General features: G+C 56.6%; 14 protein-coding genes. 11 read left to right on the top strand and 3 right to left on the bottom strand.

Going from position 1 to position 26,721, the window contains the following annotated elements:
* Window positions 1-78 precede the first annotated feature (78 nt).
* From galU to HM1_RS03860, 10 genes are all read left to right on the top strand, one after another.
* Window positions 79-969, top strand: a complete 891-nt coding sequence (gene galU, locus HM1_RS03905; protein ID WP_012281989.1) for a UTP--glucose-1-phosphate uridylyltransferase GalU — start codon at window positions 79-81, stop codon at window positions 967-969.
* Window positions 970-1,404: 435 nt separating this feature from the next.
* Window positions 1,405-2,208 (top strand): flagellar hook-basal body protein, encoded by an 804-nt coding sequence (locus HM1_RS03900; RefSeq protein ID WP_012281988.1) that lies wholly within the window; start codon window positions 1,405-1,407, stop codon window positions 2,206-2,208.
* A gap of 310 nt (window positions 2,209-2,518) precedes the next feature.
* Window positions 2,519-3,295: a flagellar basal-body rod protein FlgG gene (flgG, locus tag HM1_RS03895; protein WP_012281987.1), complete on the top strand. Its 777-nt coding sequence runs from the start codon at window positions 2,519-2,521 to the stop codon at window positions 3,293-3,295.
* 123 nt (window positions 3,296-3,418) lie between these two features.
* A complete protein-coding gene (locus HM1_RS03890; RefSeq protein ID WP_012281986.1) occupies window positions 3,419-9,004 on the top strand; it encodes an IPT/TIG domain-containing protein in 5,586 nt (1,861 codons plus the stop codon).
* Window positions 9,005-9,059: 55 nt separating this feature from the next.
* Complete coding sequence (locus HM1_RS03885) at window positions 9,060-11,660, top strand: S-layer homology domain-containing protein (protein WP_012281985.1); 2,601 nt, start codon at window positions 9,060-9,062, stop codon at window positions 11,658-11,660.
* A 17-nt stretch (window positions 11,661-11,677) separates the two neighbouring features.
* Window positions 11,678-13,309 carry an S-layer homology domain-containing protein gene (locus tag HM1_RS03880; RefSeq protein ID WP_012281984.1) on the top strand — a complete coding sequence of 544 codons (1,632 nt, stop codon included), beginning with the start codon at window positions 11,678-11,680 and terminating at the stop codon, window positions 13,307-13,309.
* A 16-nt stretch (window positions 13,310-13,325) separates the two neighbouring features.
* Window positions 13,326-15,461: an S-layer homology domain-containing protein gene (locus HM1_RS03875; RefSeq protein WP_012281983.1), complete on the top strand. Its 2,136-nt coding sequence runs from the start codon at window positions 13,326-13,328 to the stop codon at window positions 15,459-15,461.
* A gap of 103 nt (window positions 15,462-15,564) precedes the next feature.
* Window positions 15,565-16,680, top strand: coding sequence for a polysaccharide pyruvyl transferase CsaB (csaB, locus tag HM1_RS03870; RefSeq protein ID WP_012281982.1), 1,116 nt, complete (start codon window positions 15,565-15,567; stop codon window positions 16,678-16,680).
* Window positions 16,668-17,468 (top strand): WecB/TagA/CpsF family glycosyltransferase, encoded by an 801-nt coding sequence (locus HM1_RS03865; protein ID WP_012281981.1) that lies wholly within the window; start codon window positions 16,668-16,670, stop codon window positions 17,466-17,468. The genes csaB and HM1_RS03865 overlap by 13 nt, the downstream gene beginning before the upstream one ends.
* Window positions 17,469-17,492: 24 nt before the next feature.
* On the top strand, window positions 17,493-20,957 hold the full coding sequence (locus HM1_RS03860; protein WP_012281980.1) for a S8 family serine peptidase: 3,465 nt from the start codon (window positions 17,493-17,495) through the stop codon (window positions 20,955-20,957).
* 2 nt (window positions 20,958-20,959) lie between these two features.
* Here the strand turns inward: HM1_RS03860 and HM1_RS03855 are convergent, their stop codons facing one another.
* The 3 genes from HM1_RS03855 to HM1_RS03845 all read right to left on the bottom strand — a co-directional run bounded on the left by HM1_RS03855 (window position 20,960) and on the right by HM1_RS03845 (window position 24,054).
* Window positions 20,960-21,946, bottom strand: a complete 987-nt coding sequence (locus HM1_RS03855; protein ID WP_012281979.1) for a DUF4349 domain-containing protein — start codon at window positions 21,944-21,946, stop codon at window positions 20,960-20,962.
* Window positions 21,947-21,951: 5 nt separating this feature from the next.
* Entirely contained in the window at window positions 21,952-22,539 is a 588-nt protein-coding gene (locus HM1_RS03850; RefSeq protein ID WP_257720230.1) for a sigma-70 family RNA polymerase sigma factor, read from the bottom strand.
* 108 nt (window positions 22,540-22,647) lie between these two features.
* Window positions 22,648-24,054 (bottom strand): copper amine oxidase N-terminal domain-containing protein, encoded by a 1,407-nt coding sequence (locus tag HM1_RS03845; protein WP_012281976.1) that lies wholly within the window; start codon window positions 24,052-24,054, stop codon window positions 22,648-22,650.
* A 287-nt stretch (window positions 24,055-24,341) separates the two neighbouring features.
* Between HM1_RS03845 and HM1_RS14425 the strand changes: the two genes are divergently transcribed.
* Window positions 24,342-26,609 carry a stalk domain-containing protein gene (locus HM1_RS14425; RefSeq protein ID WP_012281974.1) on the top strand — a complete coding sequence of 756 codons (2,268 nt, stop codon included), beginning with the start codon at window positions 24,342-24,344 and terminating at the stop codon, window positions 26,607-26,609.
* Window positions 26,610-26,721 lie beyond the last annotated feature (112 nt).

The raw sequence follows: 26,721 nt of genomic DNA, 5'->3' as shown, positions 1-26,721 counted from the left end.
GGCAAGGGAGCCTTTGCTCCGCCACGGCCCCTCGACAGGTTCTCTTTTTCATTATCGCAGGAAAGTGGGAACGACGACGTGCACAAAAAGGTTCGCAAAGCGATCATCCCCGCCGCCGGGTTGGGGACGCGCTTTTTACCGGCCACCAAAGCCCAGCCGAAAGAGATGCTGCCCATCATCGACAAGCCGACGATCCAGTTCATCATCGAAGAAGCCATCGCCGCCGGCATCGAAGACATCCTGATCGTCACCGGCCGGAACAAACGGGCCATCGAGGATCATTTCGACCGCTCCGTAGAATTGGAGGTCTTCTTGGAAGAGCGGGGAAAATGGGAGCTCCTCGAGTCGGTCAGGCAGATCGGCAGCCTGGCCGACATCCACTATGTCCGTCAAAAAGAACCGCTCGGGCTCGGCCATGCCATCTACTGCGCCCGTTCCTTCATCGGTCAGGAGCCCTTTGCCGTTCTCTTGGGCGATGACGTGATTCATGCCAACAGACCCTGCATCGGCCAGCTGATCGAGGCCTACCATCAGGTGCGGGGCACTGTCGTAGGGGTGCAGCCTGTCCCCAGGGAGCACAGCCGCCGCTACGGGATGGTTTCTCTCGCCGCAGAAGCGGGTACAAACCTGTGGAAGCTGGACGCCATTGTGGAAAAGCCGGAACCGGAGAAGGCGCCTTCCGATCTGGCCGTCATGGGACGGTATGTCATCGAGCCGGAGGTCTTCTGCATCCTGGAAAACCAGGCGCCGGGCAAAGGCGGCGAGATCCAACTGACCGACGCCTTGCACGCCCTCCACGCCGAATGCGACAAGGGGCTTTTCGCCTACCTGTTTGAAGGGATCCGCTACGATGTGGGTGATCGGATCGGCTACCTGAAGGCGACCGTCGATTATGCCTTGCGGCGGGACGACCTGGCCGAAGAGTTTACCGCCTATCTGCAGGAGGTCTTGCAGCGCCGGGAGAGGTGATCTCGGCGCTTTTATCTCGCCGCTCCCACGACTGACTGTATCGGTCGATAACAGGCGATGACGATAACGATTCAGGGAAATCTTGGTTTTTATCTGGCGATCGGAAAAACGGCGCTAAAGTCGCCGTCGCGTCGCTTCGATACAGAAAGAGATGCTTTCTTTTTTTTCGTTTGTGTACCTATGATTCGCGATGTTCGCCCATTCGGGGAGGTGCAAGCTCAAGAGCCGTCAGCGACGGCGAGAGCGCACGAGTGATTCGCGATGTTCGCCTATTCGGGAAGGTGCAAGCTCAAAAGCCGTCAGCGACGGCGAGAGCGCACGAGTGATTCGCGATGTTTGCCTATTCGGGAGGGTGCAAGCTCAAAAGCCGTCAGCGACGGCGAGAGCGCACGAGTGATTCGCGATGTTCGCCCATTCGGGGAGGTGCAAGGCGCAGTGATTCGCGGTCTCTATACATCAGCATCCGGCATGCTGGTTCAGCAGACGAACCAAGACGTGACGGCCAACAACCTGGCTAACGTCAACACCGTTTCCTTCAAGAAGGACCGCGCCGTCTTTCGCGGATTTCCGGAGATGCTTATCCGCCGCATGCACGACTTCAGCCCTGCCGAACCGGGACAAGCCGAGAAAAATCCGCTCATCGGCAGGATAGGCACAGGCGCTGTTGTGGACGCCATCTGGACCGATCCCACCAGCGCCGGCCTGCGGGTAACCCAGAACCCGACCGACCTGGCCATCATCGGTCGCGGTTACTTTGTCGTCATGGGGCCTGACGGTGAAGAGCGATACACCCGCAACGGTCAGTTCTCCCTTCGGGCTGACGGGACCTTGGTCACGACAGAGGGGTTTGCGGTGCAGGGGACAGCCGGCGCCATCCGCATTCCTCAGGGAGGCAACCTCCGGATCGACAGCGACGGTCGGATTTTCAGCGGCGACACGGAAGTGGCCCAGTTGCGCATCGTGGGATATGACGAAACGCCGGGGCAGGCCCCTCCCCTCGTCAAGGCTGGTGACAGCCTCTACCGCTTGAATGAACAGGGAGACGGAGGCGGCGTGCGCGATCTGGCAATAGGAGAGCGGGAGATCCGATCAGGCGCACTGGAACTGGCTAATGTCAACGTCGTTCAGGAAATGGTGCAGATGATCAGCGCCGCCCGGGCCTATGAGGCCAATCAGAAAGCGATTCAATCCCAAGACGGCACGTTGGAAAAAGCTTGCACCGAGTTGGGAAGGGTGTAGGATAAGCGGGCCAGACTGTTTTGCAGAAGCCCGGGAGGGTCTTCAGATTGAGCGTATTTGGAATCGATTGGTCTTTGGATTGATTGGTCTTTGGATCGCTCGTTCTTCGGATCGAACGATCGTTGGAACGCTCGATCTTCGGATTGAATGATTTCCGGATCGGACGATCTTCAGATTGGGCGATCTTCTGACTGATCGATCTTCGGATTGGACGATCTTCGAATTGATTGAACTTCGGTCGGATCGATCGATCCTCGGAACGATCGATATAGGTTATCGTTGATCCTAATTGACGGAGAGGTGAACCCTTATGATGCGCGCCTTGTACTCGTCGGCGACAGGCATGATCGCTCAGCAGTTGAACATGGATACGATCTCCAACAACCTGGCCAACGTCAACACGAACGGTTACAAAAAGAGCCGGGCCGAGTTCCAGGACCTGCTCTACAGCACGATCCGGACCGCCACCGCCCAGGTGCCCACAGGGATGCAGGTCGGTGCCGGCGTCCGTCCCAGCTCCATCACCACCATCATCTCCAGCGGCAACATGGTCCAGACCGACAACCCCTATGACCTGGCCATCACCGGCGAGGGCTACTTCCGATTGATCAACCCGAACAATGACGCCGTGCCTTTTTACACACGTGATGGCAGCTTCAAGCTGGACAAGGAGGGCTACCTGGTCAACGCCGACGGCCTCCGCCTCGACGGCTTCGACCCCTTGCCGGAGGGCGCCACCGATCTGGATATCAACGCCGACGGGATGATCTCCTATAAGAATGCTGTTGGCGAGCGGGTCGACACAGGGCAGCGGATCCAGCTCTACACCTTCCCCAACCCGGCAGGTCTCAACCGCGAGGGACGCAACCTGCTCACCCAGTCCGAAGCCTCCGGCGAAGCCATCGGCGGCGATGCCGGCGCCGATGGCCGCGGAAGGATCGCCCAGCGCTACCTGGAGTCGTCGAACGTGCAGGTCGTCGATGAGATGGTCGCCATGATCACGGCCCAGCGGGCCTATGAGGTGAACACCAAGGCGATCCAGACAGCCGATGAGATGCTGGGGCAGGCGAATAATCTGAAACGGTAACTTCAATAAAGATTAGGCATCTGATCCCCACATCGGTTTTGCAACGGAATTACAGCCAGACACCCTCTAGACATCACCTAGAGGGTGTTTGGCTATAGTTTGACGAAAAAGGGGGAAGCAGGGTTGAGCGCGTTAGGAACACAACAAAAGCGAATCGTTTCGCTATGGACGCTCTTCCTTTTTTTCATACAACTGTTCAGCGTGCCCGGACAATGGCTGCCCAAAGCAGAGGCGGCTTCTTTTGCAATACAAAGCATCGACTACAGCTACGGCGACGGATTGACCCGGCGATTGACCATCCGAGCAAATCAGTCCTTGGAAGGCGCCGTGATCGATATCGGTGGCGGACAGTTTACATTCCCCAAGATCACCAGTGCGAGCAGCACAGTCACCTTAGATCTGCCAACCGGATTACTCTCGGGACAGAAATACGACCTGACAGTCAGCAAAGGCACAACCGACTTCGTGACAGTGAAGAATGCGATCGATATGGATCCGCCCTTTAGCATCACAAACCTGATTGGCTCCTACAACATCGATGTCAGCAACCCCGGTCAGCGAGAGATTGTAGGGAGCAACTTCAAAAATGATCCAGGAACAACATACATCATCAACGCCGGAGACTCGCCGCCAAAGAATGCGACAGTGATCGATAACACGAAAATCAGATTTGACTCACCAGTCACCACGACCTTTGGCACCTTCAATGCCTATCTGCGTGAAGAAAATAAAATCAACAAGGGAAGCACCGAACTGACGGGGCAAACGGAGGCAGTGGAAATCAACCGGTCCTACCAGAAAGTGTTTGGTCCCTTTAACTTTTGGCCGGGCGGGACGCCCAATCTGCCAACTATCCACGCTGTAGAGAACCTTTTTCCCTATGCGCCAACAGACGGTTCAGCACCGCAGAAACAGTGGGGTTCAGCCGATCCGGATGACCTGTATGACCAGAATGGGCAAAAAGGCTACCTCATCAAGATCAGCGGCCTCAACTTCAAGACGTCGAGCGGGACACAGAACATGGAAGCCTACATCAATGGAATCAAGTACCCTATTGAAAGCGCCGATACGACCGGTTCTCCGCAATCGATTCAGGTTCGCCTCACCGGGTTGAACCTGGTCAACCAAGACGGATTTACACCTGTGTCCGTTGGCCTGCGCAATACAGATGGATTCCTCACGGTCGAGCAACAAGCCTTTTGGCTGGTTAAGAATCCCTACCGCCTACGGATCGAAGGCACTGACCGGCAAGCTTTTATGGATGGCAAAGATAGCAATGGGAACGTCAAAGAAATCACCATCTACGATGACGGACAGAAATTTGATCAGGACAAATTCGACGGAACCACGCGCACCGTCCAAGGCTTGCCCAGCTACCCGCAAGTTCGCTTTGGGCCATCGAGCACATCAAACAGTTCCGACGCCGTCACGATTGAAGGCAAAGGCAAGCTGAAGGTGAAAGTTCCCCCCGGTCCGGTGGGGTCATGGGAGATTAAAGTGATCACTCGATACGGCACCAGCACATATAGATCCTTCACCTATCTGCCGTACCAGAGCCGACCTACCCTTACCGGTTTTGTCACCGATCCGAACAGCACAGCCTCCCCAGATAAGACAGCCAAGACGAAGCGGGACAGTCCCTATAAAACCTACATAAAGGGAACCGAGTTTTACAGCAATGCGAGCGGAGCGCCGCCTCAGGTTTTTGTCGGCGAACGGCCATTGCCGGCAAACAGCGTAACGTATATCAACCCTCAGATATTGGAAGTCACCTTTCCCACATGGCCGGAGCCTGGAACCTATCGAATCAAGGTGCGGAACCCCGATGGCGGTGAGACAAATGAACAGGATGTTCAATTCACCTACTTGAGCCTTCCGAAAATCACCAAGCCGGAACCGTCAAAAGTCGGAACAAAAGGCGGTAACATCGTCCGACTCAACGGTCAAGACTTCATGAAAGGGCTCCAAATCTTCATCAACGATAAGGCCGGCGTCAACAACTACGCTGTCCCCGATAACGTTGTGGACAACGTCTACAGCATCCAGTGGAACTCCCCGACAGAACTGTTTTTCCGTCTGCCCGACAGTCTCCCGGCAGGAACGCTGACTCCGACGGACGATGCTTTTATCACGATCGTTAACCCCGATGGCGAGAGCTACACCTACAAAGACGGATTCTTCATCCGCGATCCCCAACGCTCCCCCCAGATCGATTCCGTCGTCCCGTCAAAATCGCCAAGGGGCGGCAACATTGAAGTGATCATCACCGGCAACGATTTTGATGAAGACGCCGTCGTCTACTTTGCCAATACACCCGTTTCCGGACCGGGCAAGGTCACACGAGTCAGCGACAAAGAGCTGCATGTCATTGTTCCGCCTGTCAAAGAGATTTACCCCTTTCTCGACGATAACACCAACATCGGCATCCCCATCCCCATCCGTGTCATGAACATATGGGACGCCAGCGCTTCCCCGCCTTATAGGGGCTTCCAGTACAAAAACACATCAAGCACCCCCAAAGCAGACTCGCTCCAACCTGCTGTCGGCAGCGTCACCGGCGGGACCTATGTCGTCATCTTGGGGAGCGGTTTCATCCCGGGCACCGGCAACGATGGACGCGCTGGCAGCGACGGGAACACGGTCGATAACACGGTCGTCTACTTTGGATCGCAAGAAGTGAAAGCGCACCGGGTGACAGCCAACCTCATCGAAGTATTCGCCCCGCCGTCGCCGAATGGACAGCCGGGCCCCGTCGATGTCCGCGTCATGAACCCCGATGGCGCGACGGCACTGCTGAAGGGCGCCTACACCTATAAGATGGTGGATAGCTACCCTCGCATCGACAGCGTCACCCCCCGGTATGGTCCGACGACGGGCGGCACAGAGATCGCCGTCAAGGTGAGTGATTACCGCGATGGAGGCAAGATCTTCATCGGCGGTAAAGAGGCGCCTCTGATCCAGGTGTTGCCGACCTCCGACGATACCGATCCCAGCAACGGCGCCGCCTACAAAAACATCTATGTGCGCACGCCGGCCCATACGGTGGGATGGAAACGGGTCGTCATCTCCAACCCCGACGGCGGCTCCGGATTCACCGAAGCAGAGGGGTACCTCTATGTCGCGCCGGGAAGCACACCGTCGGTCGCATCAGTGAGCCCGAACAATGGCACAACGACAGGCGGCATCACCGTCGTGATCCAAGGCAACGACTTCCGCGATACGATTCGCAACAACACCGATAAGCCGATCACCTTCCAGACCATCGAAGGCGCCAAAACAGTGGCTCCAGGCTCGACAATCATCGTCCTGCCGCAAGTGACCTTCGGCGGCGTCCCGGCCAAGTCAGTTAAAAAGCTGAATGATCAAACCATCGAAGCCGTCGTCCCTGTCAACAGCAGCGGCGCCAAAGATGTGACCGTCACCAACTGGGACTTTGGCACAGCCACATTGAAAAAGGGCTTTGTCTACACAGGGACGAACCCCGCCATCACCGCCATTTCCCCTTGCGGTGCAGATGTGGACGATCCGACCCGCCCTGTCATCTATATTGACGCCAAGGATCTCGTCTATGACGGAACAGGCTTCATCGTCCGCTTCGGCGAAAGCAACCGGACTCCCGGAACCGGCCCCTATGACGTGACCAAGACGCGCATCGGCGAAGACGTCAGCGGGACAGGGATTGAAGTGGTCACATACGACGCAACGACTCGACGCGGTGTCTACCGTGTTACCGTTCCCCTGTTGAGTAAACTCTTCAACTATTACAATGAGAAGGACCCCAATCACTGGATTCCCATTCACATCTATAACCCGGATGGGCAGCGGGTAACCTGGAGCGGAAAATTCCGCCTGTTCAATGATGAACAGGGACCGGTCATCAACGCCATTGAACCGACAAGCGGTTCGGCCATCGGCGGCACGCCTGTGCGCATCAAGATGACCAACCTGCTCATCGATTGGAACAAAAAAGAACAGTGGCCCTACTTCGTCTTTGGCGGCATCCGGGTCATGCCCAATGACGCCAACGGAGATATCAACTACCCGGCTGACCCGAACAAGGATCTGAGCAGTGAACCGGTGCGCCTCATCACCCCGGGAAACAGCCTGACAGATCAATGGGAGTGGGAAGTCGTCCTCCCCGCCTACCCCTGGCCTACCGACCCGGCTTGGCAGGACAAGAAGGAATTCCCCGTTCAGGTCACGGCCGTTAGCCGCCTCGACTGCACGAGCGGCGTCGCCACAGACTCCTTTACCTACACCAAACCAAAAGGCGGACTGGACCTGGTTCGCATCACGCCCGACCGCGCCCCTACCGACGGCAACCTGCCGGCAGTGATCACCGCCGCGATCAATGCCAACTCCAAAGGCTTCATCCAGGAAGGCGGAATGCCGCAGGTGCTCTTCGGCAATGTGGAAGCGACAGTCACCAGCGTCACCCCTAAAGAACTGTCTATCCTGATCCCGCCCCATGAGGTGGGCAAGGTGGACATCACCGTCATCAATCCGGACGGCTCAGAAGGGCATCTGTACCAGAAGTTCACCTACACCCAGATGCCCTTGATCGAATCGATCAAGCCGAACGCCGGTCCTGCTTCAGGGAGCACTGAAGTGGTCATCAACGGGAGAGGCTTTGTCACCGGTGCAAAAGTGACCTTCGGTGCGACGGCAGCAACGGTCCTCTCCACGGAAGACAGCGTCATCCGCGTCAAGACGCCGCCTGGTCCGGCCATACCGGGAGATAACACCAAAGCCGCTGTCGACGTAACCGTCACCAACCCTGACGGCAGTTCCCATACACTGACGAACGGATTCACTTATTACAAAGATGACGGATTGCCGGAAGAGGCGCCGGTCATCATCGCCAAAGCGGTCAGCAAAGACACCATCCGCCTCTCCTGGCCGGCCGTCAACATGGCCAAGGCGTATGAAGTAGAACTGTCGGAGGGGGAACGGGGCAACTACCGCCTTTATGAGAACGTCCCTACAGACCGCAAACAAGGCGATCAACTCTACACCCTCGTGAAGGGGCTGCTCCCGAAGACCAAGTACTGGTTTCGTGTCCGCGCCATCTCTTCGATCGGCCTTGGACCCTATTCGGAAGAGGTGTCCGCCACCACCACCGATGAAAGCGGCTTCGATGGTTTCGGGCAACCGGATAGCGAGGTCGTCATCACGCCGCAAGGCGCCAAATTGATCCTGCGCAAGAAGGTTGAAAAATACTACGACCTGCGGACCGGCGCCATGGGGGCAGCCAAAACCAAAGCCGTCTCCTTTGCGCCCGACGCCCAGGGGTATGCCAACCCGGTGCTCCTCGACAGCGGCGAGTGGAAGGTGCTGATACCGCCCCTGGCCATCCGCTACAATGGTGGCAACCTGACCGATAGCCAAGGCACTCTCCAAGTGGGACCGGCCCCTGCCGAGCAGGCAGAACGCGCCTTGTTGAGCAACCGCTTCCGCAGGCCCATCTCCAAAGTCTTTGAAGTTCAATTGATCTATGAGAAAGACAAAGAAGCCTTTGCGCCGGCCCGCTTTACGCAAGCGCTCACATTGACACTGAACTACCAGACGCCGCCACTCGGCAAGAGACCGAACCTATACTACTACGATGGCATGAGTCGCACATGGGTCCGCGTAGAATCCTTTATCGATCCCGTCGCGCTGTCGGCTGCCGTAAACCGCGCCGGATATTACGCTATCTTTGCCGATTAACGGGTGTGATACAGAACAGCAAACGAGGCGCGATGAATAAGAGGTGCAATATTCCATGACGAGAGTGTCCCATAAAACGCACGCCCTGTATCTGAGTGCCGCCTTGATGCTGACGCCGTTGACGTTAACGCCGCTGTCGGCAACGTCGACAGCGGCGGCGGCGCAGGCTGTACTGCCGAACCAAATCGCCGGAGTTTCCTACGCCTCGAACCTGATCCAGGGGGCGACGTTCACCGATACGGCAGGACATTGGGCAGAGGAGTCCCTCTTCATGGCCGGGGTGCACGGACTCATTGTGGCCGACAGCCAGGGCAAAGCCAATCCCGATGCCCTGTTCTCCAAACGAGACGCCTTGTTGGGCATCGCCCGGTTGGCGGGTTGGATGCCCGAATTACAGACGCCGGGGAAACGACCCCTCACTGGCGACACATGGACTGTCTGGGGACGGCGGATCATCGACATCGCCCAAGCTAAAGGTCTCTTGGGCAACCCGGCGCGGCCGCTGACGGGGACCTGGGATGACCCGGTGACCCGGGAAGAACTGGCCTTGTGGACCGTGAAAGGCTTGCAACTCCCGCCCGTCAAGGAAGGAGTCGTCAATACCTACACCTACACAGACTGGAACCTTTTGAACGCCGACTCCGTCCCTTACATAGAGACCGCTTTGCGGGAAGGGCTGATCAATGGCCGCATGGAAAAGGGCCAGATGGTGTTCCTGCCGAAGCAACCCGTCACCAGAGCGGAAGGCGCTTTCGTCCTGGTCAACGGGCTGAAAAAAGCCTTGCCGGCACAAAATCGCCTCATCATCCCTGTCAGTGTCAATGACATCGACGACACCGATCCGGCGCCGGGCGGCGTTCGCACCCGCCGGATCCATCTCGTCGGTCCGGGGGGGGAGAAGACCGCCCTGGCGATCAACGGTTCTACAGCCGCCAGCCCTTGGGGCGAAGGCATCGCTGTATGGAAAGAGGGTGCGAAAGACGGATACGCCTTAGCGCCTGGCGATCAAGGCGAACTGTATACGTTGCCGGCCCTCAACGGACAGATCAGCAGTGCCTACCTGTTAAAAGTCCTTCCCGGCAGCCGAACCTTTGAAGGCAACCTCATGAACCATGACCCCCAGACCGGTCAGATCGTCATCCTCGATCCCTGGGGCAGGCTCCAGCGAGGGCAACTCAGTCCGGGAGCGCACATATGGATCAGCGGTGAAGAACGGAAGATGGCAGATATCCCCGGCGGTACCTACCTGCACGTCGAGGCTGCCGGCGATCGGATCACCACGATCACGGCCGACCTGCCTGTGGCCGATCCCGGCGCCATTCCGAACGAAAGCAAGATTCGCCAGGGTCGGCTGTCCTCTGTCGAGGCTAACGGGGTGCGGATCATCGATGAGCAAGGACGAGACGTCTACTATCCCTATGCGCCCGGCGTAGTTGTCCGCCAAGGACAGGAATACGCCACCCTCGACGACCTCACCATCGGCGATCCGGTCAGCTTGCGCTTATCCGACTATCGTGGTAGCGCGATCGCGGTCATCGAGATACCGGTGCGCAATCGAAAAGTCGAAGCCGTATACCGAGGAACGATCACCCACATCAACCCCGTCACCCAATGGATCACCTTGCGCGAAGTGAGCAAGTTTGTCGGCGGAACCTGGACGAGTGAAGCCGGTCAGATGCAAAGCCGCATCGGCCAAGCGGGCGCCGTCAGCATCAACGGACAACCTGTTGCCAAAGAAGCCTTCCTGCGCTACGGCAAAGGCCGGAAAGTCATCTTCAGCGCCAGCGACGGCTTTGACGGAAAGACGATCACCCGGATGGCCCTTTTGAATGGAACGATGGAGACCTTCAATGATCGCGTGAGCAAACTCGACGTGCCGGGAGGCAGCCTGCGCCTCGATATTGATGGCAACTACCTGTCCATCGACAACTCGACCATCATCCTGCGCAATGGCCGTCTTGTCGATCCGAAGCAGTTGCAAAAGGGTGATCCGATCCTGGCATTTGCCGACGCGACACGCAATGGGTATCGAGCCGCCTTGATCACCGTCGATAAAGACCACATGCAAACAACCGAAGTCGGGGATGGGCTGGTGCAGGGCTCTATCCGCTCCATGGACAAAAACGGGAAAATTGTGCTGCAACTCTACAGCCGCTATCGAGACAACAGCTGGACCCGCTTCTCTGGAGCCGATGGGGTCTACTCGATCAAACCCACCTACAATACCGTCGTCTATGACTTCCGCGGCGCTACATCGTCGCGAATCCCCATCAGCGACTTCCTGAGCCAAGGGCCATCGGGCCAGTTCGATGACACCTATTTGTATGCCTTCGTCCAGAACGGGAGTGTTCTGGCCATCGCGCTGCAAGCTGATGGGCCGAGCACAGAACAGCCGCCGCAGGATCGGACGACCTTGGCGCGCATCAAGAGCATCAACAGCACCGACCATAGCGTCGTCCTGGAGCAAGTGCGCGATTGGTCGGATGCCAGTCGCCGCTGGCTGCCCAACAGCACAACCCCCACGGTCAGCTTGAACGGCGCCGTTGTCATCGACAAGCGAGATCTGATCGACAGCAGCGATCTTCGCGTCAACGACACCTGCCTCTTTATCCGTGATTCTCAAAGCGGGCGAGCTCGCTTCATATTCCGACAATAAGGAGGCAAATTTCGTCAATGGGCAAATTATCCCGCTGCATTGGAAGTGCAATGATTCTGTTGGGATTTACCGCCTCGATCCTCGTTAGTCCCTCGACAGCGAGAGCGGAGTCGAGCAACCTGACGATCGAAGGAGGTGTCTCCAACGAGTATGACTACTCGGAATACGTCTTCGTCACCGGCGAACCAATCCTGATGAAGGGAACCTTCAAAGTCACTGTCAGCGCAGGAAGGGGTGACACGACGACAACGAAGATCACCTACACCTTGGCCGACGACACCGGAAAGAACAAACTGAGCCGGTCGACCACCTTTGTCGAGATGAGCGCCAACCGGGAAGACAAAAACCAGGTGGTGCGGACATCCCAGGTGGATAAGTTCAGTGAGAGCATTCAGATCGACGGTGTCAAGTATAAACTGGAGGATTACCGGCTGAACAAATCGACGCTCATGGACAGACACCCTGTGGTCGACTACTACAGCGGCAATTGGGAAGGTCGGAAGATCTACAGCGTCAACAAAACCGCCGGACGTCTTACAGTGGATATCTCAGGAAACACTGTCGGCTATGATCACAACTGGGGTCGATCCGAGACGCAGCGCATGACGCAAATCCTTCAATACTCTCCCGGAAGCAGCAGCACTGCTGCTGCTTCCGGACCGGATTTGACCCGATCCTGGGACGGGCAAGTCGACTTTACCATCAACTTGTCTACAGACCGGAATCTTTCCTACCAATACAACGACCCAGTCAACATCAGCTTCGACGGCGGTTATCTCATCCACGAACAAGGGAGTTCGACCATCATTGCCAAGTATGACCTGCCCTATCGGTGGAACAACAGCGATCGCGACCGTGGCGAGAAGCAGTGGTCTTGGCTAACGACACCGAAAGTGCACCGCATGTTTGTGCCTAATTATGAAGACATCCGCAACCATTGGGCGGAGAGGGATATCCAACGCCTGGCGGGTGTCAAGGCATGGGAGATGCAACAGGGGTACTTTGGGCCGTCCCAGCCGATCACACGGCTTGATTTCGCAAGGGCTTTTGTCCAGACCTTGGGCGTAATCTCTCCCGACGGACCCCAAGGTATGATCGCCTACACAGCCGGTTATCCGAACCTGCCGCCGCCGGGTGAAAAAGCCACAGCGAAAAAACCGACGGCAAGCATGAACACCAGCGCCTATAACGGCGCCACAGGGACGCCGCGCAGCCGAACCAAGACGGCGCCGCCACCGTCTCCCTTCGCCGACATCACACCGACTGCCTCCGGCTATGATGAGGTAAAACTGGCTGTAGAAAAAGGCATTCTGACCGGAGTCAGCTCCACCCGGTTTGATCCTTATGGCTTGTTGACGCGGGAACAGGCGGCGACAGCCATCGTCCGCGGTTTGGGCTTAGCGACGTTGGCCCCGTCCGGCGCCCCGCCTCTGCCCTTTTACGACGATCGAGATATCAGCCCCTGGGCGAGAGATTCCATTTATGTGGCGCAAGAGTTGGGCATCATCAGCGGTGACGCCTACGGCTACTTCCGCCCGGGCGAAACGCTCACCCGCGCCGAAGCGGCGGCGATGCTCGTTCGCGCCGTTGACTTCCTTCAGCACACGATGAAGCAGGACTATCGTGACCGCCTGTTAAACATGAATTGAGAAAGCAGGTGAATTCATGGTCCACCGTAAATCTCTTTCCAGCCTGTTCATCACGCTGTTCTGCTTTGTCCTATCGGCCTTGTTGCCGCCGTCTCTGCCGCAGGAGCAAGACAGCGCTTTTACGCGGGTCGATATGCTGACCGTCGCCCAAGCCGCCTACGACGCACCGTCGCAGCCGACCTTGTCGATCGTGGGCAAAAACCAGGTTAAGGTGGCATGGACCTATACGGGCGCCGCTCCGGCCAACAGCAAGTTCAAGATCATCGACCTGCAATATGATTCAAACGGCACTGAACTGGATACAATGACCTACTACCCGACGCAGAAGCAGTATTCGAAGAGTATCAGGCTCGATGACGGTCTGCACAAGCTTGCCGTTGTGCTCGTCACGCCGGTCGGTGAACGCTTTGTGTCAACATATCAAACCATTGATGTACAAGAACTGGCCGCGCCGAGCAATCTGACCGGCGCAAAACAGGGAAGCCGGGAGATCCTCTGGTCCTGGACGGATAATTCTTACGGCGAGACTGGCTTTAAGATCTACGACGAGAACGATGACCTTGTTGGAAGAGTGGACGCGAACAAGACATCCTTCCGGGAATCAGGCTTAAAGCCGGACACGCGGTACACCCGTTATGTGAAAGCTTATAAAGCGACTTCTGGCATCGATCCGGCTCGGGAAAGCAACGCATCGAACGAAGCGAGTGAGCGGACTGATAAATGGGACAGCAGCACCGGCAATTCCGGCAGGTCAAAAGACCGAAGCCATATTGCCGATGCCTTGGAAGGCGCTTTGAAATTCACCGTCTCCCCCTCCGATATCGTCCTCATCAATCCAGGTGATATCGAAGGCATCGATAGATCGGTGAAAACGGAAAAAAACCGCTTTGTGGCCTTTGCGGGTGGCGCTTTCAAAGGATACTCCGGCGGCAGCGTACGGATCAGCACCCCAGATGTGGAACTGAAGATTCCGACGAAATACCTCGATCGCCCTGAAGACTCGGGCGGTTCAGCCGTTGGCCTGCAAGAATACGTCGACAACGCCGCGTCGGCGCCGCCGGGAAGGGTGCGTGTCGGTTCGGCTTATGAATTCTCCCTGATCAAATACTCCAACTACAGCAACAATGGCTATTCCGACGATGACTTTCATGACGATCCCCTTTATCTCTCCTTCTTCTATGATTACTGGCGAGTCAGCAACCCGGCTTCCTTGAAAATCTACCGACTGAATGGCAGCACATGGACAGAAGTGGGCAGCTCAGTCAATACGGCCGACCGCTCGGTGAACGGGCGGATCGAAGAGTTTGGCCGCTACGCCTTGTTTGAGACGCCGACGGGAACAAGCGGGATCTACCCCGGTACAAGCCAGACCTATGGACCGGGCAGTTACGGATATCCGGGCTTCCATCCGATCCAGCAGACACCGGCCGGTTATCCGCCAGGTTTTGGACCCGGATACGGCCCGGGCTACAGCATGAACAGCCCCGGTTATGATCCGAGCCGGTATGACGCGACAAACAGCTATGGTGCCTACCCCGGCGCATACGGAACCTATCATGGATCACAAGGCGATGGAAGCACAGGCGCAAATCTCTTCAGCAGCGCGGCGCAAGCCCCCTTTATCGACCTGGTGGGCCATTGGGCGCGCCCGCAGGTGGAAACGCTGGCCGGACGGGGCCTGATCAACGGCACAGCGGCCAGAATCTTTGAGCCGGATAGGCCGATGACCCGGGCCGAGTTTCTTACCCTGCTGATGCGTGTCGTCGGCAAGAGCACGCCCATGGCCGGGCCTGTGCCCTTTGATGATGTTCGGGCTGACGCTTGGTTTGCCGGCGCGCTGCGCCAGGCGATCCAACAAGGGATCATCACGGAAGGGAGCATCTTCTTGCCGAATAGCCCGATCACCCGTCAAGACATGGCGGCCTGGCTCGGGAGAGCGCTCAACGGCAGGATGATCCTGAGCAATGGGGGCAGGCCGGAGCACTTCTCCGACTGGTATCAAACAACGGAGAACCTGCGCGACAGCATCGCCCGGACGGTGCGCGCCGGCTTGATCAGCGGACGTCCTGACGGAACCTTCGACCCCTGGGGGTCGACCACTCGCGCAGAAGCCGCCACGGTGATCACTGCCTTTTTGAACCAGGTCCGCTGAGGATGGGAGTGGAAGGGATCAGGCCGGGCAGGTTGGCAACGGGAGACCAGTCGTGTTAAAATACGGCTAGATCGGGACTCTAGTGCCGGGAGAAGGGGAATACGTGGCGAACATTGTACTTTCCGGTTATTTTGGATATGACAATGCCGGCGATGAGGCGCTGCTCAAAGCCATGATTGAGACACTGAAACGGTTGCGTCCTGACGTGCGCATTGTCGTCTTATCCGGAAAGCCGGCATTCACCCGACGACTGCACCAAGTGGAAGCGGTACATCGCTATAACCCTTTTTCCGTTATCTTGGCTTTGTCGCGAGCGGATCTGGTGATCAGCGGAGGCGGCAGTCTCCTGCAAGATGTGACCGGAATCCTTACGATCCCCTACTACCTGCTTGTCATCGTGTTGGCGCGTCTGTTTGGAAAAAAAGTCATGTTTTATGCGCAGGGGATAGGTCCTGTGCGCAGAGCCTTCGGCAAAACCTTGATCCGCATGGTGGCGAACAAAGTCCACTTGATCACCCTGCGTGATTTTCCGTCGCAGCAGCGGCTGCGTCAGTGGGGGGTGGAAGCGCCCCCCATCGTCGTGACTGCCGATCCTGTTTTTTCGTTATACAAACGGCGAGAGCATCCCATCTCCCGAACAACAGGACCGAAACGGGTTATTTTTAGCCTGCGCCGTTGGCCAGACTTTACCGAATTGGAATCGTCCGTCTTGGCGGTTGCAGAATACCTATTGTCGCAGGGGTGGCGTGTCTCCTTTCTGCCGATGCATCGCACAGAAGATACCCGGTACAGCATCGAATTGGCTTCTCAGTTGAAGCACCCTGCCGTTGAGGTGCTTCAACACCATACCGATTTTCACGGAGCAATAACCTCGATTGGGGAAGCAGACCTTGTGATCGCCCTTCGATTGCATGCCTTGATCTTTGCGACCATGCAAGGCGTTCCTGTTGTGGGCATCGCCTATGACCCGAAGGTAAAAGACATGATGAATGAAATGGGCAGACCTGCCTTCGGAGACGGGGCGCCGCTCCATCCACAAGCACTGTTGGCGGAAGTGCGGCGAATTTTGGATGACTACGATGCGGAGCGGGAAAAAGCCCGGCTCTGGGCAGAACAGATGAGCGAGCGTTCCGAAAAAACGGCCAGCATGGCTGTAGGACTACTTGAAGATAGAGACGCAATCCATCACGCGGAGGCCGCTGAGCCATGGGGCAAGTAAATGCGACAGAACGATTCCAACCTATCGAAACGGTGAATATTCTCGGAACACCTGTGCACAGGTTGAGCATGGCAGACACTGTCATGGAGATCGAGAAGCGGATCGAAGCGGGCGGTCGCCATCAGATCATAACGGCCAACCCTGAGATCCTCTATCATGCATACAAAGACCCGTATATACAACAACTCCTAACAGAGGCGTCGCTGGTTACTGCCGACGGGATCGGTGTCGTCTGGGCTGCGTCGTTATTGGGCAAACCGGTGCCCGAGAGGGTCACCGGCATCGACCTGATGAGCGTCCTCTTAAACAGGGCGGCTGAAAAGAAATGGCCCTGCTTTTTTTACGGAGGTCGTCCCGGACGCAGAGGAGGTTCGAAAGAGGAAGGACGGTCGGTTGCAGAGGAAGCCGCTCGGCGCTTATGTGACGAATTGCCTGGTCTGCTGATCGCCGGGACAGCCCATGGCTATCTGTCAGCCGCAGAACAGGCGGCGTTGCACCTGCAGATCGAAGCAGCGAAGCCCCGCCTGCTTTTTGTCGGTTTGGGCGCGCCGAGGCAAGAACAGTGGATTCGGGACTATCTGCGAAGGACCCCGTTGAGGGACATCGTCGCCATCGGCATCGGCGGCAGCCTTGATGTCTTTGCCGGTCGTGCCCAACGGGCGCCGCAGTGGTGCCAAAAATGGCACATGGAGTGGCTCTACCGGCTTATCAAAGAACCGGCGCGATGGAGGCGGCAATTAAACCTGCCGCGTTTTGTTTGGGCAGTACTGCGACAAGGGAAGGAATAAGCCCACAGGGGGGAGATAAGACTGATGGAACGAGTTGACTCCCTGCGAAGATCAATAGCGCTGGGCCTGATCCTTGCTCTCCCTTGGGCGGGGCTCCCCTTTGGGAAAACAGCCGTTGCGGCGGAAAGGCCCATAGGGACGCCGACGACAACACAAGCTAAGCCCGAGCTCTTAAACGATCGGACCCGAGATATCATCGGCGCATCGCTTGTCGCGGTGCCGGAAGTCATCCACAAAAAGGGCCTTCAAGGGCAGGGAGAAGTCATCGCTATCGCCGACAGCGGGCTGGACAGCGGCGATCTGAATAACCTGCATCCGGACTTCAGGAACCTATCGGGAAGCCTGCCTAAGGTATTGAACATCAGATCCTGGGCGGGAGGACCGACAGCCGACACCAGCGGCCACGGCACCCACATGGCGGGAATCGCCGCCGGCACCGGGGCGGCTTCGCAAGGAAAATACCGAGGGATGGCCCCCCAGGCGAGCCTTTACATCCAGGGAATCGTCGACAAAGCCGGTCAGGTGACGCCGCCGGAAGATATAAGCAAACTGTATGAACCTGCCTACAAAGCCAACGCCTACATCCATGTGAACGGATGGGGAACGCCGGGAAATACATACAATAGAACGGCCTTAGAGACAGACCGCTTTTCTTTTCAGCATAGAGATTTTCTTGCCATATTTGGCGCGGGAAACAGGGGTCCCGATCCAAACAGCCTCACCTGCGAAGGAACCAGCAAGAACGCGCTCGTTGTCGGCGCCTCCGTCAGCGCCCGGCCGAGCGGTTCTTCAGGCGGCGGCGACGTCCAACAGATGGCGGAACTCTCCAGCCGCGGCCCCACGACGGATGGTCGGATCAAGCCGGACCTGCTTGCGCCGGGTATGGCGATCATCTCGACCACTCCTCGCCTTGCGGGCCTTCCCGAAGATGAAGCTCACTTATACCGGCGGATGCAAGGGACAAGCATGGCTGCCGCGGCGACAGGCGGCGCTGCGGCGCTGTTGCGCCAGTACTACCGTGAGGTGGAGCATAGAGAACCCTCAGCAGCACTGTTAAAAGCCGCCTTGATCAACGGCGCCCGAAGCCATGTGGAAAATATGTCCGGTTATGAGAATACCTTTGGCCTTCTCGACGTAGGCCGCTCCATTCTATCCCTCTATGAACAGAGCTTTGCCTCTATCGATGAGAAAGAGGGCGTAGCTGCCGAGGAAAAAAAGAGCTATGAAGTAAAAGCCTGGACAGAGAAGGCGCCGTTGAAAGTCACCCTCGCTTGGACCGATCCGATCGATCGAGAGGGACGTCTCGTCAACGACTTGGATGTTACCGTCATCGCTCCTGATGGAACGACCTATACGGGCAATGCGCACATGGGTGTGATCGGACGCGACCGGAAAAATAACGTCGAACAGATCATCATCACAAAACCGCAGTCTGGAACATACCGCATCATCGTTTCCGCCGTGACGATCGCCCGTGACCGGCAGCCTTTTGCGGTGGTGATGGGACAGCCGTTAGCAGAAGCCGAATCGGCCGGCGGTGCCCCTCTGCAGGACATTGCCCGAAACCAGACGTTGACGTTGCGCTGGGTCATCAACGACCAGGTAAGAAAAGAGCCGGAAGTGACCTTCCCCAAGGGAACGCAGTGCTATCTAAGCCCTCGGCGAATTTATGCCGTTGCGCGTGCAGTACGCTTGCGCAGTGTGGATGTCACGATCATCGGTGGGAAAAGCTACATCCTTCCCACTGAACCGGAACTGACCGATCAAGCGTATGTCTTGGATACGCAAGCGGCGCTTACGATCAATGGCCAGGCAACGCCGCTTTGGCCGTCGGAGGCGAAAGGAGCCGCAGCCCTCGTCTGGGTGCACCCGGGCAATCAAAAAGCCGTACAAATCGACGCCGTTTATCGAAAAGTGGAGGGCAGGCTGGAGCAGTGGTCAGTCGAAAAAAAAGAACTGAAGCTCTTCGGAGACAGTAAAGTCTACCGCGCGCCGCCGGACATATCGATTCAAACTGTCACAAAGCCGGAAGGAGAGGCTTGCGTACCGGGCCCCATCATCGCCAATCGTCCGGCCGATTCGGTGTTGCCGGGGAGTCAGGTGCGCCTCACCATCGATCCCCAGCGTCAGATAGTCACCCAGATCGAAGTAGTGCGCACTGTCGTGCAAGGCCTGCTGATAAAGTCTCCGAACAAAGAAGAAGTAGAGTTAGAGGGATATGGCGCGCTTCCTGTCTTAAGCGGCGCGACGATACTGCGCAACGGTGAGAAAGTCGACCTGCGGGAACTGCGCAGCGGCGACTATGTTCAGGCGAACCTCATCGGTCAGGAAAGGAAAGCCTATGGTGTGGTGGCCACAAGCCAATCCCTCTGGGGGAAGATCGTTTTCGCCTCTGCCAAAGACAAAATGATCTATTTTACCGATCAGTTTCAACGGTTGCACCGCTGTGAGCTAAAAGCCGATGCATTGCTGCAACGATGGGATATGCCCGTCGATCTGACGACGATTCCCATTGGCGCCTGGGGATGGATCACACTGGGCAGCGACAACAACATTCAAGCGCTTCGCATTGTCGAAAGCGAAGCGCCCCGTATGGCCTTGGTACAGCAGTTTGATAAACGGAAAAAAGAGATCCTGACCAATAAAAATGAGCGGATCCCGCTATTCTCTTTGACAGCTGTAACCAAGCAAGGCCTTCCTGTACCGCCGGAACTGATCACGGCCGGCGCTACGATTCAATGGTCGCCAATCGCTGAATCATCGACCACAGGCGGGCAATACGCTGGAGCCGTGACCATAGCGGGAACAGGGAAGCCTGCCAACGAATCAACGCTCACCTTAAATGCATCGCTCATACCTGTCGATCGACAGGTGTTTATCCTCGGCAAGACCAACGGAAGCGATATTTGGATCTACCCCAGCGTCGGGAACGAGAAAATCCATGTGCCTGTGCTCGCGAATGGAGAGTACGCGTGGTGGACAGAACCGGTCCCGGGAGAAAGCGGCTACCAAATCGTAGCCACCTCTGCCGGCGGACAAGTGGTCGGACGGTACCTGACCATACCTCGGTGGAACGGGGGAGAACTGAAAGATCTATCAGGGCATTGGGCGGAGAAAACACTGACCCGCCTCTGGGAACGGGGAATCATCCGCGGCTATCCGGACCGGACATTCCGTCCCGATGAACCCATCGAACGGCAGGATTTGCGACTACTCTATGGACGCCTCTTCGGTGGAGACGACGGCCCTCCAAGCAGCGGTTTTTGGGCACAACAGGGTATCGTCACAGAAAAGCAGCTGGTACAGTTTGTCCAGGAGAAGCGAGCGCGTATGGGAATCCCGACAGAACCTTTGCCAAACTGGCCCCACATGGCAGAAAGCGGATTATCTAAACCAGACAAAGCGGCGACGCGAGCACGGGCCGCCGTCCTACTCGATGAGTTAATTCAATCGATTGAGAAGCACAAAAAAGCAGAAAGCGGACGGTGATATCACTGTCCGCTTTCTGCTTCCATCATCAAGACCACCGTTTGCGTCGCCGCTTCTTGCTCTAAGGAAGCGATTTGTCGTTCCAAGGACTGAATCTTATTCGACAAGGCGGGCTGCTGCATCGCAGGTGCAGTCGCGAGTTGACCTCTTAAGAAATCTACCAGTGCGACCATGTCCTGCAAGGTATTGGTCACATCTTGGTTATCCCTTTTGTTCTCCAGGAGTACCCCTGAGGGAAGCGCTTGGATGAAAGCTTGCAGCCGATCCGGCGGCAGCTTGACAATCAGGTTTTGAATGGTACGTCCTTGCGATTGTTGCAAGCTGACATTTTCAAGCTGACCATTCACCTGAGTGACAGCTTTTTTCACTGCGTCGATGCCGGCGTCAAGAGAGGCGACACGATAGCGAAGCAGCGTCCGTTGGATGACCATGGGTTTGCTCAACAGATAGGTCTTCTCAGTTGCCGCAATACCTTTTGTAGGCTCAGGAGCAGGGGCAACCGGCGCAAGGGCGGGGTGACTTGATTCGGTCGCATCTTGGGGCACTATAACGGCCCTATCCGAAACGGTAGACGGGGGGAGCTCAGTGGATCGGGCGCCTTGACCGGAATAATGCCCGTCTCTATCCGTTGACCTGCGAATATCGCTATCGCTTTGCTCAGGCGAAGGATCGGCATGCTGGACAACTTGTACAGGAGCCGACCCGGGCGGCGCAGATCCCTGCATTGCCACATAGATCCCGCTTCCCGTGCCTACGGCCAATAGAAACAGGGCTGCAGAAGCCATCCAGCGGCGAAAGTCAACGGAACGACCGGAAGCAGACGGTGCAGGGAGCGGGGTTATCTGCTCCCGAGCGATCCGTTCCATCACCTGCGCAGCAAAATGCTCGGGAGGCTGCATCTCCTGTGGAAGCTGCCGTAACGCCCGTTCAGCCTGCCGCCACAACTCAAACTCATGCACTTGTGCCGTGCCGTCACGTACAGGCTTCATGATGCTCACCTCCTTTGTGTCGTCTTCTCTGGCAGAAGTACCCCGAACTGACCGGCTATCGAGGTCAAGACGCTGCGCATCTGCGCCTTCGCCCGGTTGATCCGAGATTTCACCGTGCCGAGAGAAGTATCTGTTGCAGTCGCGATCTCCTCGTAGGAATAATCGTAAATCTCACGCAGAACCAAGACAGTCCGGTGTTCTTCCGACAGGTGTTGCAGCGCCTGTCGGACCATCGCCTTGAATTCCGCCGATTCGAAAGCCTCGAGGGGGTCGCCTGTTGTGGCAGCCACCTCTCGACTGGCCTTAGCGCTGTCATTCCAGTCTTCATCCAACGACTCAACGACCACATTCCGGCCCTTGCGCTTCATATTGAGCCATGTGTTCACTGTAATCCGGTGCAGCCAAGTGCCAAAGTCAGATTCCAACCGGAAGCTCCCAATATACCGATAGGCGCGGATCAATGCTTCTTGTGCCAAATCGTGCGCATCTTCCGGGTTGCCGGTCAGATGAACGGCCAAACCGTAGACACGCCTCTGGTATATCTCCACGAGTTGTGAAAAAGCATGGCTGTCGCCGGATTGGGCGGCGAGGATGAGATCTTTTTGATCGGACAGACTTCCTCTCCCCTATCAAACACCGTCAAGAATCGGTGTCAATACATTAGACAAAAGGAATGAGTGGAAAGTTCCACTCATCCTGAATCAGTCAACCTTTTTTTCATACAAGATGGTTGCGGCGCGGTCAAAATCGTTCCATGTGACGGTAGCACCAAACGCCTCGGCTACCCAACGAACGGGGAGATGGAGGCGGTTATTGGTCACCTCGGGATAGACATCGATCAAGGTGGCCTTGTCGTTCGCAAGCAGCACTCGTTTGTCCGTATACAATTTGACCGTCTTATCGCCTTTAGTGAGTGTCACTTCGCGGGTCGCCTCGTTCCAGCGGATATCTTTATCTGCGATCCCGAGCCCCTTGGCCAGATATCGAACCGGCACATACAGACGGCCATCCTTGTAATAGGGAAGCGCATCATCCATCAACCATTCTTCACCGTTTATCCGATAAGTGTCTTTGCCTAAGGTAAAGGTGACTGTCATCTTTTCTTTCATCGAATTCACAGGTCGTGACGGAGGGGTGTACGTGTTTTTCAGCAGGAAGAGGCCTTGATCCGTTCCGGCGATGACCTGCTTATTCGGGAGAATGACGAGGCTGTTCAAAGTATGTCCGCTGGGAAGACGGACATCTAGAGAAGTCCAAGAGGCTGCGCGATCTTGCGAAATAAAGAGCCGCCCCTCTTTGTCTGCTACATATAAGGTCTGATCTTGGCTGTAATCGGGCGAGAAGGCCATTGCTGCAAAAAAAGTATGTTGGTTGATGCCTTCCATCGTATCGATCCAGGTTTCTCCGCGGCTGGTTGACTTATAGACTCGGCCGTGCCGGCTGAGCGCGAAGACAGAGGCATCTTCTTTGTAGTTTGGCGAGACATAGAACTGTTCAAAAGGCTCCACCCCTCGAATGGCCCGCCATGTCGCCCCGTAATCGGTGCTGCGTTTGTTGTCTAATTCCCGCTCTTCCCCTGTGAAGACAATCCCATCAGGCGTTGCAGCGAAGCGATAGCCCCCTGTCTCCGTTTTCATCATCCAGTTGGCTTGAGCAGGCGGCGTCAGGGCGATCTTCCAGATCTGCGTGCCATAACGAGAGACCCCGAAAAGGACGGCGCCGTTGGAAAGGACAGCAAAATGCGCTGTATCGGCGGGGGCATTGCAGATTTTTGACCACTGTTGTAAGGCGTTGTCCCACTTTTCAACGGCTAACGACGCCTTATCCTCTCCATATAAAGCATACAGTGTGCCGTCGTCTTTCACATACACATTCCAAATCTTATCGTTGCTGATCAGGGTTAACGCATGATCATTGCCTGCCCGGTAGAGCTTGCCGTCCATCAGCAGATAGTACTGATCCGGCGGCAGATCCTTGGTGGCTTTGATCACCGTTACTGCGGTCCGCTGCCCCGCCGGTTGCCACTCCAAAGAAGCAAAAGCACTGGGGACAAGCGACAGAAACAAAAGGGCGATTGCGAATAACTGAAAGAGAAGACGTGATGCCATACATGCGCCTCCTTTGATTATAGAACTACATTCATTATATCGGTTCTGCGAAAGAGAACACAACTACCTTGCAGAACAAGAAATAAATTATAAGGAATAAAATGGATGAATCCCTATGGACAGAAAAGCATTAGCGGCAGCGAATTTTTGTATCAGACAGTCGAACAAAGCCTCTTGACCAATACAATCGCGTAAGGGGGGGTGCAGCCGCGGGAAGTCGACAGCAGAGAAAATAGCAAACCCGATGCGCAAAAGAACACAACCACCAACAAGTAGGAGGAACAATTGTGAACAAGTTGAAGAAAACAGTCGCCTCTTTTTCTGCGGCGCTGATCATGACTACGGCGCTGACTCCGGCTGCCTTTGCCATGACTAACAACTCCGTTGACATCGTCAAAAGCATCGCCGACGACGCGAGCGGCGTCAGGTTGGGCAAACTGACTTTGAAAGAAGACAGCGATTTCCCCAATGATATTCAAGGGGGCTCGTCCTTCACCTATACGCTGCCCTCGGGAATCAAGTTCGCTTCTGACGCTGTCTACGACATGGTCTACTACAATGACCCCGTCGACGGCATCAAGCCCCTCTCCAACAGCGGCACCCACTACGGATTCACTGTTACCAAGAGCGGCGACTACACCCTGACGATTCAAACCCCTTCCGGCCTTCAGGACAATAACGTCGCTGACATGATCTCCGTCCAACCGCTGATCAAAGTGGATGGCTTCGAAGGCGGCGACATCGAAGCCACCATCGATCCCCTCGACTCCGGCGTGACCGGCGGCAAGTTCGTCATCGGTCGTGTGGCCACAGGACAGAAGACAACGGCGTCCGTAATTAAGGTGCAGACCATCGGTGAACAAGACGCCCGCGGCGGCATCATTCGCATCGCTGAAAACTATGCCGGCTCGCTGGGCCAAGTGACTGCTACGGACACCACGCAAGCTCCCCTGTTCACCGTTAAACTCCCCAGCAACTATAAATGGATCGACAGTGCCCTGGACGCCAATGACACCCTCGTCACCGGCCTCGCCGGCTTCAGCGGCGTCACCTTTACGACCGTCGTTGAAAGCGACCGTACCCTGAAAGTCTACGGCGACCTCAGCGGCACCGGCGCTGACCGCGGCATCATCGAGATCACCCCGGGCATCAATGTCAGCGCTGACGCCAAGTACGGCGACATTGTCGCTTCGGTCGAAGGCAAAGTTGCTGATGTATCCGACGCCGACCTCACTGTGGCCACCTATGCCGATTACGGCACGGCCATCGCCGCTAAAGGCGAACTGAAAACCGCTCTGGCCGGCAAGTATGACAACGAACTGACCAAGCTCAGCATCAAAGAAAACATCGCCGGTTCCTTGTTCAAAGGACGGAAGATTCGCGTGGATTTTCCCTCCTGGGTTAAAGTGACTCGCATCAAAAACTGGGACGTCAAAACCGGCGCCAGTGACGCCTTCGTTAAGCCGGTCGTCAACGGCAAAGACAGCTATATCGAGTTCACCTACACCGGCAACGGCGTCGGCTCCAGCAAAGCCGAACTCGAAATCACCCTGGAAGTCTCCGTGAAAGCCGATGCCCAAGGGGATATCAAAGCCGTCGTATCGGGCCGGGCCGGCGCCCAAGGCGAAGCCGTTCTGGGTAAAGCTGTGCAAGCCGTCATGGCCAGCACAGAAGCCCGCGAGCTCCGCGTCGGCGTGAAAAACCAACCCCTGAGCGATATCATCATCGCCGAGACCGACAAAGACCGGATCATGAGCGACAAGATCGACGGCGCCTACCGCAACATCGTCGTGGAACTGTCTGACGGCGTCCAGTGGTCCTCCACCCCGACCGTCCAAGTGGTCGAAGGCAACCTGGAGCTGGATGCAGACAACATCTCTAAGGACGGCTCCTTCCTGACGATCCCCGTGAAATCGGGCAGCACCCAGGCCAGCAAGATCAAGATCTCTGATATCAAAGCCGACCTCAACCGGACTATTCCCGAAGGCGACGTGACTGCCAAGATCAAAGGCAGCGCTCTCGTGGAAAACGACAAAGACGCCGCTAAGTACTATGACAACGCCGGAACTGAACAACCGGGCAACGCCGGCGTCATCGACCCCGGTGAATTCGACCAAAGCACCGCTGTGCAGTTGACCGTGGCCAAAGTCATCACCCCTGCCCCCGGTGAACAAAAGCGCACCGCCGTCTTCCAAATCGGCAACAGCAAGCTGAACATCGGCGGCGTGGAATCCACCATGGATGTGGCTCCCTATATCAAAAATGACCGCACCTACCTGCCCGTTCGCTTCGTGGCCCAAGCCGTCGGTGTCTCCGACAACAACATGATGTACAATGGCTTTGATCAGAGCGTCGTCCTCATCAAAGGCGACCGCGTCGTCAAAATGACCATCGGCAGCAACATCATGATGGTCAACGGCGTCTCGATTCAGATGGATACGGCTCCCGAGATCGTCGCCCCCGGCCGTGTCATGTTGCCTGTCGGCTGGGTTGCCCAAGCCCTGGGCATCTCCGCCCAGTGGGATGGCGCTACCCAAACGGTGACCATCAACTGAGTTCGATTGGAGCAGAAGCCGGCATCATCCGGCTTCTGCTTCAACGTATAACAGCTTGTAATGATGGGGACTGTCCTGAGAAGATGTCGCAGGTATAACGTTAAAGGGTACA

Source organism: Heliomicrobium modesticaldum Ice1, assembly GCF_000019165.1.
GTDB classification, from domain to species: Bacteria; Bacillota; Desulfitobacteriia; order Heliobacteriales; family Heliobacteriaceae; genus Heliomicrobium; species Heliomicrobium modesticaldum.
The sequence above is the reverse complement of the archived record's forward strand: the minus strand, read 5'-3'. Positions and strand labels throughout refer to the sequence as shown.

Excerpts from the sequence above, each read along its gene's own strand:
- flgG (WP_012281987.1), top strand. The coding sequence starts at position 2,519 with ATGATGCGCGCCTTGTACTCGTCGGCGACAGGCATGATCGCTCAGCAG.
- HM1_RS03885 (WP_012281985.1), top strand. The coding sequence starts at position 9,060 with ATGACGAGAGTGTCCCATAAAACGCACGCCCTGTATCTGAGTGCCGCC.
- HM1_RS03880 (WP_012281984.1), top strand. The coding sequence starts at position 11,678 with ATGGGCAAATTATCCCGCTGCATTGGAAGTGCAATGATTCTGTTGGGA.
- HM1_RS03875 (WP_012281983.1), top strand. The coding sequence starts at position 13,326 with ATGGTCCACCGTAAATCTCTTTCCAGCCTGTTCATCACGCTGTTCTGC.
- HM1_RS03865 (WP_012281981.1), top strand. The coding sequence starts at position 16,668 with ATGGGGCAAGTAAATGCGACAGAACGATTCCAACCTATCGAAACGGTG.
- HM1_RS03860 (WP_012281980.1), top strand. The coding sequence starts at position 17,493 with ATGGAACGAGTTGACTCCCTGCGAAGATCAATAGCGCTGGGCCTGATC.
- HM1_RS03855 (WP_012281979.1), bottom strand. The coding sequence starts at position 21,946 with ATGAAGCCTGTACGTGACGGCACGGCACAAGTGCATGAGTTTGAGTTG.
- HM1_RS03845 (WP_012281976.1), bottom strand. The coding sequence starts at position 24,054 with ATGGCATCACGTCTTCTCTTTCAGTTATTCGCAATCGCCCTTTTGTTT.